General features: G+C 27.4%; 12 protein-coding genes and 1 pseudogene. All 13 read right to left on the reverse strand.

Going from position 1 to position 15,149, the window contains the following annotated elements; all coding sequences use genetic code 11:
• Positions 1–126: 126 nt before the first annotated feature.
• On the reverse strand, positions 127–1,482 hold the full coding sequence (locus tag AC0LWJ_RS06685) for a sugar transferase (RefSeq protein ID WP_503031415.1): 1,356 nt from the start codon (positions 1,480–1,482) through the stop codon (positions 127–129).
• Positions 1,483–1,901: 419 nt separating this feature from the next.
• A pseudogene (locus AC0LWJ_RS06690) lies at positions 1,902–3,185 on the reverse strand (IS110 family RNA-guided transposase).
• Positions 3,186–3,367: 182 nt separating this feature from the next.
• On the reverse strand, positions 3,368–4,597 hold the full coding sequence (locus AC0LWJ_RS06695; protein WP_474237433.1) for a hypothetical protein: 1,230 nt from the start codon (positions 4,595–4,597) through the stop codon (positions 3,368–3,370).
• Between the two features lie 681 nt (positions 4,598–5,278).
• Positions 5,279–5,518, reverse strand: a complete 240-nt coding sequence (locus AC0LWJ_RS06700) for a glycosyltransferase (RefSeq protein ID WP_474237458.1) — start codon at positions 5,516–5,518, stop codon at positions 5,279–5,281.
• Positions 5,519–5,584: 66 nt separating this feature from the next.
• Positions 5,585–6,679, reverse strand: coding sequence for a glycosyltransferase (locus tag AC0LWJ_RS06705; RefSeq protein WP_474237434.1), 1,095 nt, complete (start codon positions 6,677–6,679; stop codon positions 5,585–5,587).
• The gene (locus AC0LWJ_RS06710; protein WP_474237435.1) at positions 6,679–7,794 is read right to left on the reverse strand and encodes a glycosyltransferase family 4 protein; all 1,116 of its coding nucleotides are present in this window, start codon (positions 7,792–7,794) and stop codon (positions 6,679–6,681) included. Before AC0LWJ_RS06710 ends, AC0LWJ_RS06705 begins: the two co-directional genes overlap by 1 nt.
• Positions 7,795–8,646 (reverse strand): hypothetical protein, encoded by an 852-nt coding sequence (locus tag AC0LWJ_RS06715; RefSeq protein WP_474237436.1) that lies wholly within the window; start codon positions 8,644–8,646, stop codon positions 7,795–7,797.
• A gap of 907 nt (positions 8,647–9,553) precedes the next feature.
• The gene (locus AC0LWJ_RS06720; RefSeq protein ID WP_474237437.1) at positions 9,554–10,519 is read right to left on the reverse strand and encodes a glycosyltransferase family 2 protein; all 966 of its coding nucleotides are present in this window, start codon (positions 10,517–10,519) and stop codon (positions 9,554–9,556) included.
• A 17-nt stretch (positions 10,520–10,536) separates the two neighbouring features.
• Positions 10,537–11,850 carry a lipopolysaccharide biosynthesis protein RfbH gene (rfbH, locus tag AC0LWJ_RS06725; RefSeq protein WP_474237438.1) on the reverse strand — a complete coding sequence of 438 codons (1,314 nt, stop codon included), beginning with the start codon at positions 11,848–11,850 and terminating at the stop codon, positions 10,537–10,539.
• Between the two features lies 1 nt (position 11,851).
• The gene (gene rfbG, locus AC0LWJ_RS06730) at positions 11,852–12,949 is read right to left on the reverse strand and encodes a CDP-glucose 4,6-dehydratase (protein ID WP_474237440.1); all 1,098 of its coding nucleotides are present in this window, start codon (positions 12,947–12,949) and stop codon (positions 11,852–11,854) included.
• Positions 12,942–13,391, reverse strand: a complete 450-nt coding sequence (locus AC0LWJ_RS06735) for a dTDP-4-dehydrorhamnose 3,5-epimerase family protein (protein WP_474237441.1) — start codon at positions 13,389–13,391, stop codon at positions 12,942–12,944. The genes rfbG and AC0LWJ_RS06735 overlap by 8 nt, the downstream gene beginning before the upstream one ends.
• Positions 13,388–14,326: an NAD-dependent epimerase/dehydratase family protein gene (locus AC0LWJ_RS06740; protein ID WP_474237459.1), complete on the reverse strand. Its 939-nt coding sequence runs from the start codon at positions 14,324–14,326 to the stop codon at positions 13,388–13,390. The genes AC0LWJ_RS06735 and AC0LWJ_RS06740 overlap by 4 nt, the downstream gene beginning before the upstream one ends.
• Positions 14,314–15,090 carry a glucose-1-phosphate cytidylyltransferase gene (rfbF, locus tag AC0LWJ_RS06745; protein WP_474237442.1) on the reverse strand — a complete coding sequence of 259 codons (777 nt, stop codon included), beginning with the start codon at positions 15,088–15,090 and terminating at the stop codon, positions 14,314–14,316. The genes AC0LWJ_RS06740 and rfbF overlap by 13 nt, the downstream gene beginning before the upstream one ends.
• Positions 15,091–15,149: the final 59 nt, after the last annotated feature.

The following is a 15,149-nucleotide window of genomic DNA, read 5'->3' on the forward strand; positions in this document are numbered from 1 at the left end:
CAAAGAAGCTAATCATAAAATTAAGGAGTGATATTATGCTTAGCAAAAAATTTTATTTAGGTCTATTTAATGGATTAATATGCAGTGCTGTATTATGGATTTTCATCATTATGTTAATCAGGCTAATCAATATGCACCGTCTTTTTTAAGTACCGCAGGTATTGTTTTAAAAAGAATATTTATATCAAGCCATATATTCCAACTTGATATGTATTGCATGTCCATTTCAACTCTTTCATTATAGTCTACATCACTTCTACCGCTAATCTGCCATAAACCTGTTACTCCTGGAGGTACTCTTAATAAGTATTTGCCATATTCCCCATATTTATCAATCTCTTTTACAACTATTGGTCTTGGACCGACTAAACTTAAATCGCCCTTCAAAACATTAATCAATTGTGGCAGTTCATCAAGACTTGTTTTCCTTAAAAATTTACCTATTCTTGTTATTCTCGGATCATCTTTTAGTTTGTAGGTCGCCTCATATTCTTCTCTTAATTTTGGGTTTTCTGCTAATAATTTGTTTAAAATATCCTGAGCATTTATAACCATTGATCTGAATTTATAAATTTCGATTAATTTACCATTTAATCCTAACCTTTTATGTTTAAAAAATACCGGTCCAGGTGATGTTATTTTTATTAATAATGCTATTATAATAAATAAAGGCGATAAAATAATTAATGCAAAAAATGATAACGTGAAATCCAAAAGCCTCTTTACACGTCCTTCAAATCCGCCAATAAATACATCCTTTAATTTTAAAACAGGCATATCATCAATTATCTCTATTTCCATTGGATAGTTAGGAAGGTTTATAGTGTTATTAATTGAATATACGCTTATGTACTTGCTAAGACATATATTTATTATTTCTTCTATACTATTAATTTTTGACATTATAAATATTGTATTGATATTATATTTATCGATAACATTATCAAAATCTCTTATACTGCCTACTTTACTTAAACCATCATGTTTTATATCATCATCAGATAAATATCCCACTACGTTTATTCCAAATTCATGAGACATAAGCTTATTAATTATTTTTCTTGTTTCATTTGAATAATTCCCCAATATTAATGCATTACTTAAATCCAGCCCTCTTTTATATCTCTGCCTTTGTAAATATAATAAAATTGATTTGAATATTATTTGCAGCAGTAATCCAATAACAAATATATATATTAGTGTTAATCTCGAAAAATCCGTCATCTTTACAAAATATGATATTAAAAGATAGACAAACACTGAATAAACCATTCCATCAATTATTATTCCTATTTGATTAAATAAAGACTTCTGTTTATTATCATATAATCCTTTAAAATATAAAATTAAAAAATCTATCGTTAATAAAATAATAAATGTACTTAAATACCATCTTTTTGATATTGAGTCTATTCTAAAATTAAATCTAAGATATAAAGCAATTATAAATGTTAAAACCAACGCGCTAATATCAAACAACATACTCCATTTTTTGTGCCACATGATCTCACTCCCTCTATAATCTTTAATTTCCTCACTTATTCTTAGATTTTCATAATTAACAAAATAAAGCTTATGAATAGATTTTATATTAATAAGTAATATTGGAATCATAGGTGCGACTTTAATAAATATAGCTTATTTTTGGTAAATTATGTTTACTAATGGATATCCACATGTCTCAAGGTGGTCTACCCTCCCATGTCTCACAGGATCATCGTCCCTAAATTCCTTCGTTCAACCTATCCATGAGGTGGATGTCGGTTATGCTCCTTTGCAGGGTCATCGCATTGTGATTTATACTACCGACTACTCCTTGCTTTATTTTGTCAAAGATCATTTCTAAAAATCTGTGGGTAATTATATTTTATTAAAAACAGTTATTAACTTATTAACATTAGTTAAGCAGCATTACCTGTAATTTCTGTATGTTTAATGTCATTTATAAACTTTTGTGGATTGTAAGAAACACCTTTTGTTCCTATTGCGTAAAGAACTCTTATAAGCTTACAGCACAATGCTATAAGTGATTGCTTTTTCTTTAGAGGATTCTTTGTATGTGTTGTACAATATTGATGTAATGCCTTAAATTCTTTGTTTTTTGCTACCATTGGCATTATTGCTTTGAATAGTAATGCTCTTAGCTTTCGCCTTCCTCTTTTGGTTATTGTTGTTTGTCCTTTATGCTTCCCTGAGCTATATTCTTTCAACGTAAGACCAGCGAGTTTCTGAATTTGGCGTGGATGTCCATATTGTGCCAATTCACAAACTTCAGATAGAAAGCCTGCAATTTACAAGCCCAAGACCTGGTATTAGCATCATTTCTTTTGCTCCGGGTATTTCATTTAGGATAACTGCAACTTTTGCCATTAGATCTTTTAATTTATACATTACACTATCATATTTGTCCAACAGGTACTGTAGCTCATATTCAGCCATTTCTATGCCTTCTGTTACGCCTATAGATATTTTTGCTTTTTCTACAAGCAATTCAGCACGTTTTATGCCTACGGCTCTTTTGACTTCTGTTTTCCACAATTTTACGATATCTTCTGTATTTGTTTTAGCAATTTTAGATGGTGTTGATAAATGTCTTAGTGTTAGTAAAGCTGCTTTTCCTTCCCAAGATGAAAATACTTCTTCAAATTCGGGAAAATACATATCAAGCCAACGCGATATTCTTGCTTTTACACTGTTTAGCTCTTTTATCAGCACCTCTCTAAGATCCATTGATATTCTTAAATCTGCATAAACTCCTTGCGGAATATTAGGTTCTGCAAATCTGCCATCTTTAACAAGCTGTGCTATGACTCTCGCATCTTTTGGGTCATTTTTGGTCGGAGAGTTATCATCAAGTTCTTTACTTTTCTTGACATGCATAGGATTAACAATAGCTATTTTAATTCCTTTTTCTCTAAGAAACTTTGCTAAGCAAAACCAATAGTGTCCTGTAGGTTCCATGCCCACTATGACGTTATTTTTAGAATGCTCTTTGCTTATTTTAGTAAACCAATTATAGAATTCAATAAAGCCTCTGTTATTATTGGTAAAGCTAAGAGTTTTACCATACTCGATTCCTCTAAAGTCCTGTGCTCTAGCTACATGTTTTTCTTTCGCAATATCAACACCAACAATTAATGTTTGTTCATTTATTTGCATTATTTTTTATTTTGGTTATAATTCATTTTAGGTACCTCCGATGATAGTTTTATTTATTTAGGGATGGATAATCATTTAAATGCTTCCCTACCCTGTATTCTATCAGGAGGTGCCTTTTTTATCAATCCTTATATTTATTCATTACAGGAATGCTCCTTTTCTTAATTTTTAAAATAGCATCTTGAATAACTCCTATATTGGGCTATATTTAGGCTTTATAATTCTTGATAATTTCTAAAACCATATTTTTAAACTTTGTATAAATATCCTGTTCAGTTTGAATATAATCATTATTAAAATTAATTTTATTAATTTGTTTATTTTTTATTTTCAACATGAAATATTTAATTTTTTCATAATCATTTTTCAATGTATACGCTACACCTAATTCAAAAAAATTCTCAGATAATATAGTATCATCTAAAATTTGAATAGGTATTTTACCATTCATAGAGGTTTCAACTAACGCAGTTGAACTAATACTGATAAAAATATCAAATTTTTCAATCACTTTATCTATAGTCATTTTTCTATTCAAACTTTTTATATCTTTAAAATAATTGTTTACATTATAATTTTTTTCGCCAAGATGATATTTGTAATACAAATTAATATTATTTTCTTTACATGCATTATAAACATTTTCAATAATTGAATTTTTTATAGATAACAAAGAACTATTATAACTTTCAAAAGGTTGTCCTAAAAAAACAGCTCGTGAAGTATTTATCTTATTAGATTTTTTTGCCTCAATTGTATTAAAATTTTTGTAAGGATAACCTAGAACTTTTATTTTAGCCTCATTAATGGAAGTTTTTTCAATGTATTTTTCTCTAAAATAATTTCCCCACACAAACAAATAATCAGTAAAATATCCATCATTCAGCTTTGCATTAATAAATTGAAATATTCCATGCTGAATGGTTATAGTAGGTATTTTAAGTCTATTTGCTACAAAAATTATAATTCTTTCAAAAAACAAACTGTCATTCCACAAAATTATACATTTGGGTTTAATTTTCTTTAATTTGTTTTCTATTATATTTACAATTTGTTCCAATAAAACTTCTTTTTCTCTAACATTATCTGTTAAATATACTTCTATTATTAAATTTAAAATATTATTTATTGGAATATAAGGTATTCGTAATGAAAAAAATTTTAGTCTATCTTTATAACCCATGGATGTTGCAATGACTTTAAAAGATTGTTTTGTACTAATTATCAAATTACTAAATTTATCTCCTATAAAAATAACATCATAATTTACATCATTGTACAATTTCCTCTGTATAAAATCAATAAAAGAAATTATTAGCTTATATTTTTTATATTTACTGTAATTTTCTTTTATATATCTGACATAGCTATTGATAAAATCAATATTGTTCGCTTCTTGTCGCACTATTTCAAAAGAAAATATATCTTCTAACTTCAATCTATACATCTCCTAGTATGTAATTGTATAAATATCTTTTTAAGAGATAAAATCCCATTAAACATTTTGGATTTATTGTGATTTCCTGTCTATTTTATTCTTTCTATAGTCCTTTTTTGCTTCTAAAACTATTTTAGTTTTATTTTTTTGCCCTTTAGCTAACCAAACAAAAAATTTTACCATACGAGTTACATAAAAATATGACAAATAATAAAACTTGGTCTTTTTGTTAAACTTTTCATTAAAATAAAGCCTATTCCTATTACCATAATATAATGTTATTGGGAATTCCTTACCACCCGTTGTGTTACTAACTTTATGCCAAAGTTTAGATTTGTGTTCATAAATTATCCTTATTCCTTTTTGTTTAGCCCTAACGCAAAAATCTGTATCTTCAAAATAAAGAAAATATTCTTCGGCAAGAAAATCTATTTTATCAAATACGGATTTATGTATTAAAATACAACATCCTGTAGCAAAATCTATTTCTTTTCTCTGGTCATATTGCCCTTTATCTATTTCATCTTGTCCATAATGAAAACTTAACCCTTTTTTCCAGTTTAAGCCTCCTACGGCACCCAGATCTTATTGGTTCATCATAATAATATATTTTAGGTGAAATTACTGCATTATTATTTTTATCGATGCATCAATCATATTATTTATTAAGTCTTTATTTATTTATTTCCGTATCATTATTAAGTAGAAGTACATATTCATATCCATTTTTATCCATCTTCCTAATGCATATTTTATTCCTATATTATTGGCACCAGAAAATCCTAAATTATCTTCATTTTTAATTAAAATAATCTTATTATTAAATTCCACTTCTAACAACAGAACAGAATTATCTTTTGATGCATTATCAACTACAATAATTGAATAGTTTTGATATGATGATTTTAAAATACTTTTAATATAATTGTTTGTATATTTTCACTGTTATAGTTTACAATTATTATACCAAATTTTGGATTTGACATTTTAATACCCTTTAAATTCTCTATATTTCTCCGTTACAAAACCATATACCTTGTTCTTAAAAATATTAATATCAAATTGCTCTGCGTGTTTTCTTATTACATTTTTATCAAACTTCATTTCGTTAAATTTTATAATTGCTTCTTTTAAGCTCTCTTTGTTTTGTTTATAAAAAAATACCCCTGTAATTCCATCTATAACAGAGTCTAATACCCCACCTTTACCATAAGCAATTACAGGTCTTCCTGACGCCTGAGCTTCCAATGGTGTAATGCCAAAATCCTCTTCCCCAGGGAATATAAATGCCCTGCATTTTGCATAATATACTTTTACTTTTTCATCAGGTAGCCTGCCTAAAAATTTTATATTATTTTTCGCCATCTTCTGCAATCTTTCTTTCTCGGGTCCATCACCTATTACTATAAGTGGCAGTACTAAATCATTAAAGGCTTCAACTGCAATATCAATCCTCTTATATTCAACAAGCCTTGATACAATCAAGAAATAATCCTCGTCTTCATCTACCGGAGTATAAAAATCAGCATTTACAGGCGGATTAATAACTACTGAATCTCTCCTGTAATGCTTTTTTATCCTTTTTGCAACTTCATTAGAATTTGCAATAAAATAATCAACTCTATCCGCAGACAATCTATCCCACATTCTTATATAATTCATTAAAAAAGGAATAAATTTTTTCTGCCACTTTGGTGCTGATTCCTTATATTCGCTGTAAAAGTCCCATGCATAGCGCATAGGGGTATGGCAATAACAAATATGTAATGCATCAGATCTTGTTAAAATACCTTTTGCACATGATGAACTGCTGCTTAAAACAATTTTATATTCGGACAGGTCAAATTGCTCAAAAGCAGTCGGCATAAATGGAAGATACATATTATATTTTGTTTTAGCTTTAGGAAGCCTTTGAATAAATGAAGTCCTTATATCCATTTTTTTAAATTCGTCAGGTACTTTGTATGGATTAAAAACAGATGTATATATAGGTGCTTCTGGGAAAATTTCATGAAATGCCAATACAACTCTCTCTGCACCTCCCATATTTGTTAACCAGTCGTGAACTATCGCTATTTTCATTAGATTTTACCTCCAAATATTTCTTTATAAACATCTTCATAAACTTTTAAAGTTCCTTCAGCAGTCTTTCTCCATGAAAAATTTTTAGCCTGTTCTAATCCTTTTTCTTTCAATTCGTTACGCAAATTCTCATTAGACAGTATTAAATCAATTGCTTTAGCTATTTCATCTACATCATAAGGGTTAACCAAAATACCCGCATCCCCTACCACTTCCGGCAATGACGAAGTGTTCGATGTTATAACTGGACACCCACAAGCCATAGCTTCTAAAGGAGGCAATCCAAAGCCTTCGTATAATGATGGATAAACAAATAATTCTGCCAAATTATACAAAGCTGGCAAATCATCGTCATCAACATAACCTATAAATTTAATTTCCCTTTCCAAATGATTTTCTTCAATTATCTTATCTAATATTTCATTAACTTTACCATTTATAACTAATATAATCTCTTGGTTTATATTTTTAATTGCTTTTATTAAATTACTAATATTTTTATGTGGTTTTAAATTTCCAATATATAAAACAAACTTTTGCGGCAGCTCATATTTTTCTCTAATATTTACTAATTTACCATTATCTTTTATAACTTTAAAATTTTCGTCTACACCGTTATACGTAACAACCACTTTTTCGCTTTCACAATTTAACCAATTCACAATTTCTTTCTTTGAAAATTCTGAAACTGTCAATATTTTTTTAGCCTTTAACGCAGAAGATTTTACTATGTAATTATAGTAATGCTTGTGAAATTTGGTATAATATTCAGGAAACTTTAAATGATTTAAATCATGTATTGTCATTATAGTTGGACACTTAATAAAAGGACTTGAAACAAATGAAGGAGAATGAAAAATTGCTTCATTTTTATATTTATTTAACTTTAATGGCAATTCTATCTGTTCGCTAATATTTAAAAATCCAGATTTCACATTAATATTTTTTATATCTCCATTTTGATTTAAAATTTTTTTATTAAATTTATTATCACAAGTCAATAAATAAATCTTAATATCATTTAATTTTATAAAATTTTTGATAAGTTCATAAGTATATCGCGCAATACCATGTAAATTTTCATTAATCATACGAGCATCCATTATTACATTCATTCAATTCACATCCTTCTGTTTGTTTAAAAATATAAGAAATGGCAAAATAGTCATAATATAAAATTGATAATATAAGAGATTATTAAAATTTGACATTACAACCGAACTAATTAAATAGCTGATAATATATAAATATAAACTATGATACTCATCAGCAAGGTTTCTATATATTTTTCTTAGATAATTTATTATTAATATAAAAACAATAATAGTTCCTAATGTACCCAATGATATTAATGTATTTAATATCGATGAATCTAACGATGTTAAATTAAGTCTTAAATCATTTTGCACGTAATTATAACCTGTTCCAAATAACAATATATAAAATGATTTATATATTATTTTAATCCCTAAATAAAAATCTCTAAATCTGTGTGTCGCTGAAGCGTCATTCATTATATTAGCAAACCTCATAACAAGTCTTTCAAATTCATTATAATTAAACATTGCAAATATAATAGACAGTATTATAATAACTATACCAAGATAAATAGTCTTTTTATTTAAATACCTTTTATATATAAATGAAATAAACATTGTAATTGCTATTATCGATAGACTAATAATAAACCCAAACAACGATGATCTAGAAAAAGTATAAACAATACTTAATGAAAAAAACAAGAAGTAAATAATATATCTTTTATCATATCGATAATATGAATAAAGCGATAATAATGTTGGAAAAATTATAATATTCCCAAAAAAATTAGGATCAAAATATGTTCCTAATAAACGTCTGACATGTGGATCACCATTAAAAATAATCCCAAACTGCTCTAATTTTGTCCACAATTTAACTGAATCCGGGTATGCAATAAATATTATCCATGCTATTATAGTATACATAAAAAATACAAATATGTAAAAATGTATAACCTTTTTTATTTCATATTTTTTGAAATAAAAAAAGGTTCCTATAACTATGCTAGATAAAATTAATAAAAATAATCTTAAACTATACATAAAAGCATTTATTAGAAAATAGCCATGATACAAACTTCCTAAAAAATATGAAATAAAGTAAATCAAAATAATAATAAATAACTCATTAGGAATTTTAATTTTATATTTATTATTATTTAGATTAAAAACAAATAATGATAAAAGTGCAAATAAATACAACAAAAATTCTGTTACCAATAAATTATTCTTAAAAAACGGAATATTAATAATCCTTAATAAATTCCCTAATATCAAATAAATTGCATAGTAAAACAATGTATAATCAATTATTTTCTTGCTAGTAAATATCATCCGAATCTCTCCATATCTTTAAATAATTATCCTAAATTAGGATAATGAAAAATCTATGTATTTCTTATGATTTATCTTTATACACATCAATTGTAGAATGAAGCTATACATATTTTTTGTAACTTTTTAAATCATTTTGCTATAATGCATGAGTCTATTGCCTATAGAACTAATTATTTTTATATATTCTTTAAAAAGTAAATTGAATTAAAGAATTTTATAAATGAGTTAAATAGATTCCTTACGTGCCATTTATTCTTGCTATATATAACACATTGTAAATAATATTAAATTTTTTGAACTGTTTATATATCATCTTCATTTATATAAAATGTTATTATTTCTATATCTATTGATCTCTTTTTTAATGCAGTACATAAATCATATAAAACTTTTTCCACAAAAACTACTTATACTAAATGTATCTTTCATTTAATTATTTACCCTTTTCACTAATAATATTTTCCATATAAAATAATTGTTTGTGCAATTTTTTATTTTATTTTCCAAATCTAAGTTTAAGTTTGTGCAATATTTTTGCAATTTTTGGACAATAATATGAAAGTAACAATCTCATTTTATATGTGAATTTTATATTATTTGTCCATATATTCTCTTCTTTTATCCTATTCATATATTCTTTAAAATCTTCCCGATTTATATATCCATAAGCAAGTCTATGAGCTAAATTACTAATAATTCCATTCGCCAATGTATTTTTCATCAATGGCAATACATCATTTAGATTGTTAATTTTTAATAATTTTGTCGTTTTATCATAAAGTTTCATTTCAGCATCAATGCTTTTTTTAAAGCTTTCTTGCTCTTTATGTACTCTATAATAACAATGTGATTGGTTTATAAGATAAATCTTTTTAGGTAATAAATTTATTTTAAAATAAAGATATACATCAGAACCTGGTCCAACTTCTTCTTCAAATCTTATATTATTCTGATTTATGAAATTAAGTCTCATTATTACAGTTGGAAATTGTAAACATAAATTTTCCCTATAAATTCTTCTAATAAAATCTTTATTATTAAATATAATATCATTATTTATATTCATATTTTTCTTCTTTAAAATATTATTATTTTCATCAATTAGTGTTACATTTGTTGCAACAACTACTACATCATCATTATTATCTAAAATTTTTACTTCCTCTTCTAATAATTTTGGTTTCATTAAATCATCATCATGAAAAATAATTACATATTCACCTTGCGCTAAATCAAGACATTTATTCCAGTTATTAACCATACCTATATTGGTTTCATTTTTTATATATTTAATTCTTTTATCATTAAATATTTTCACTACATCTTCTGTATTATCTGTTGATGCATTATCAATAATTAATAATTCATAATCTTTATAAGTTTGCGCAAGTACACTTTCAATTGCTTCTTTTAAATAATGTGCTCTATTATATGTAGGTATTGCTACTGTAACTTTAGGCATAATAGTTTTTCATCTCCCTATTTTACAAAGTTATTTATTGTTTTTATTATATAATCGGCTATTTTTTCTTTTATCCCTGGCCAAACTCCAATCCAGAATGTTCTTTCCATTATTATATCGGTATTTTTTAAGCTATCTATAACTTTATATTCTATATCATTGTTTACAAATAGGGGTTGCTTCAATATATTCCCGGCAAATAATAATCTTGTCCCAATTTTATTCTTTTCGAGATAATTAATTAACTCATTCCTATTAAATGGTGCATTCTCTTTTATTGTAATAGGAAAGCCAAACCAGCTTGGTTCGCTATTTTCTGTAGCCTTCGGTAATATAAAGTATTCTTCTAAATCTTTTAATCTATCATATAATAGCTTAAAATTTTCTTGACGTTTTTTTATAAATTCAGGTAATTTATTTAACTGCGAAAGTCCTACTGCTGCTTGCATATCTGTAACTTTTAGGTTATAACCCAAATGTGAATATACATATTTATGGTCATATCCAAAAGGTAACTCGCCATGCTGCTGTGAGAATCTTTTCCCACAAGTATTATCTTTACCTGGTGGACACCAACAGTCTCTGCCCCAATCCCTATATGATAGTATTATCTTATGGAGTTCTAGATCATTTGTAACAACAGCCCCGCCTTCACCCATAGTTATATGATGTGCAGGATAAAAACTGAATGTTGATATATGACCATATGTTCCAGTGAATTTTCCTCTATATTTTGCACCAAGTGCATCACAGTTATCTTCAATAACCCAAAGGTTATATCTTTTTGCAAGCTCCATAACTTTATCGAGATTAAATGGATTGCCAAGTGTATGAGCCATAAATATCGCTTTTGTTCGATCTGATATAGCTTTTTCAATTTGTTCTACATCATAATCATAAGTTCCTAATTCTACGTCAATGAATACAGGTACTAATCTGTTTTGAATTATTGGTGCAATTGTTGTGGGAAAACCTGCTGCAACTGTTATTACTTCATCACCTGGTTTTAATCTTCTATCACCAAGTTTGTATGATGTTAATGATGAAACTGCTATTAAATTTGCAGATGACCCTGAATTGACCAATGAACAATAATTTGCTCCTAAAAACTCTGCAAATCTCTTTTCAAATTCTTTCGCGTATCTTCCTGAAGTCAACCACATATCAAGCGATGCATCAATTAAATTTGTTAAATCATCTTCATCTAACACTTTCCCTGAAGGTGGTATATATGTCTCTCCTGGAATAAATATTTCTTCCTTATTTTTCATGTTTTTATAATAACTTTTAACTTCTAATAATACTTTTTCTCTATCTTTTGAAAAATTCATATTATAAACCACTCCAAATTAATTTTTTTTCTTTTGCCGTTTTTATGTATTCATTAATCTGATTTATTGTAAAATCTTTCATATTCGTTTTGCCTTCATAATATATTTTATACCAATCTATTGTTTCCTCTATAGCTTCATATACATTATATACAGGTTTCCATTTTAGCTCAAATCTTGCCTTGCTTATATCCAATTTTAAAAATTTTGCTTCATGCGGCTGTTGTGATTTATCAATCATATAGCTCCCTTTACCCCAATTAGATATTGCTGCCGTTATGACTTTTTCAACATTTATTGTATCTTCGTCATTTGGTCCGAAATTCCATCCGCTGCTATATTTCTTGCAATCTTGAAGCATTAGAGAACCAAGCCACAAATAACCTGATAATGGTTCTAATACGTGTTGCCATGGTCTAATTGCTAATGGATTTCTAATTACTATTTCTTTGTCTTGAGATAATGACTTAACAAAATCCGGTATTAACCTATCTTCAGCCCAATCTCCTCCGCCAATTACATTACCTGCCCTTACAGAAGACAATGCTATACCCATATTATCAAAATAAGAGTTCCTGTATGCAGAAGTAATTAATTCCACGCAGCCTTTACTTGAACTATATGGATCAAATCCACCCATAGGATCATTTTCTCTATACCCATATACCCACTCTTTATTTTCGTAACATTTATCTGTAGTAATTGTAATAACTGATTTGACACTATTGGATTTTCTTACAGCCTCATATAAATTTACTGTTCCAATTATGTTTGTTTCATATGTTAATTTTGGTTCTTTATATGATAACCTTACTAATGGTTGTGCTGCTAAATGAAATACTATTTCCGGATTGAATTCTTGAAATACTTTATATAGTTTTTCTCCATCGCGAATATCACCTATGATATGACGTATTTCTTTTTCTAAATCTAATACTGTAAAAAGATTGGGTTCAGTTGGAGGTTCTAATGAATAGCCTAATACATCTGCACCTAATTCTTTTAACCATAAGGTTAGCCATGAACCTTTAAACCCTGTATGACCTGTTATAAGAACTTTCTTGTTTTTATAGATTTTAGAAAATATATTTTTATCCATGTTTAATCTCCCAATTGTACGGTATTTTGTCTGAAAATGGTGATATACGAATTATTTCTTCTGGATCATGTGATATTGAAGCACAATTAGCAACTATAGCTGGTTTATCACCAATTCCTTTAAAACCATTCCATATTCCACTTGGTATTTTAATTAAACAATAATTTTGTTCTCCAGTAAATATCTCCATTAATTCTCCTTTTGTAGGAGAATTTTCTCTGTCATCATATAAGACTAATTTAATCATGCCACTTATTACTGCATAATTTAATATCATCTTTTTATGCAGATGCCATGCTTTTATAGCATTTGGATAAACCATTGAAAAATATATTTCTCCGAATTGCTCAAATTCAGGATAGTCATTTCGTAACATATGAAAAATACAACCACGTTCATCTGGTATCTTTTTTAACGGCTTAATTATTACCCCTTCTATCATAAGTTCAGCTCCTCCCTATAATAATTTATGGTCTTTGTTAAGCCTTCCTTTAAATCAGTTTTAGGAAGCCATCCCAATGTATTTTTTATTTTAGTTATATCAGCCTTCATATAAAATATTTCATTTTTTCTGTATTCTTTTGCACCATACTCAACGTTTAACTTTTTATCTAATATCGCTGATATAGTTTCAATAATATTTTTAATGCTTTTAGTTGTACCTGTTCCTACATTATATATTTCATGCCCATTAGGCATATATGTTAATAATTTTAGATAAGCATCAATTATATCATCAACAAATATATAATCCCATCTTTGTTCACCTTTGGTTATTTCTATCTTCTCATCTTTTAATGCTTTTATTATTATATAAGGTATAAGTTTGTTAATATTATCTTTTGGCCCATATGGTGGAAATAGTCGCAAAGTCGCAACTCTTATCCCATTTTCCCTGCTATAGTAATCTATAATATTCTCTGATGTAATTTTTGTTAAAGCATATAGATTCCATGGTGATAAATTATCTTTTTCATTTAATAAATTTTTATCCATTTTATATTCAAAACATGTTCCCGTATTTATGAATTTCATTATATTATGCTTTGTGCATAGTTCTAATAAATTTGTTAATCCTAAAATGTTCGTATTTATCATTGGGTTAATATCATCCATGACATGACTAGGCTTATAAAAAGTTGCTAAGTGATATACTATATCAATTTTATTTTCTTCAAATATATTAGATAACGAATCTATATCTGAAATATCAGATTCATAAATTTTAATTTTATCTATTAATGATGCTAATCTAAATAAATTAGTGGATTTGCGTTTTATCATTATAATATTATGATTCTGTTGAATTAATTTCTCTATTAAATTACTACCAATAAAACCTGCACCACCGGTTATTAAAATATTTAGTTCTCCCATATTTTCCACGGCGCCTTTCCACTATTCCACATTTCTTCTAATTCTCGTTTATCTCTTAAGGTATCCATTGGTTTCCAGAATCCAGAATGTTTATATGCATATAGGTTCCCTTCTTTTGAAAGCTTCTCAAGAGGTTCTCTTTCCCATATTGTCTGATCACCATTAATATAATCAAATATTTCTGGCTCCAATACAAAAAATCCACCATTTATCCACGCGCCATCACCAGGTGGTTTTTCCGAAAACTCTAATATAGAATCATTTTCCCCTAATTGTAATGCGCCAAATTTACCAGCAGGTAAAACAGCCGTTAATGTAGCTAATTTACCATGACTTTTGTGAAAATCTATAAGATTATTTATATTTACATCTGATACACCATCACCATATGTTAACATAAATGTTTCATTATCAATATAGTCTTTAATTCTTTTTATTCTACCACCTGTCATTGTGTTTAATCCTGTATCTACCAATGTAACTCTCCATGGTTCTGCATGGTTATTATGTATTTTTATACCGCCATCATAAAAATCAACCGTTATATCGCTCATATGCATATAATAATTGACAAAGTATTCTTTTATTATATAACCTTTGTATCCAAGGCAGATTATAAAATCATTATAGCCAAATGAAGAATATATTTTCATTATATGCCAGAGTATTGGCATACCCCCAATGTCAACCATAGGTTTTGGTTTTAAATCTGTTTCTTCACTTAGGCGTGTCCCAAATCCTCCCGCTAAAATAACAACCTTCATGGTTATTCTCCTTTCGCATAATTTTGTATATTATATTACCAATATTAATATTATTAAGT

This window comes from Aceticella sp. 75b-Ac (assembly GCF_056032965.2).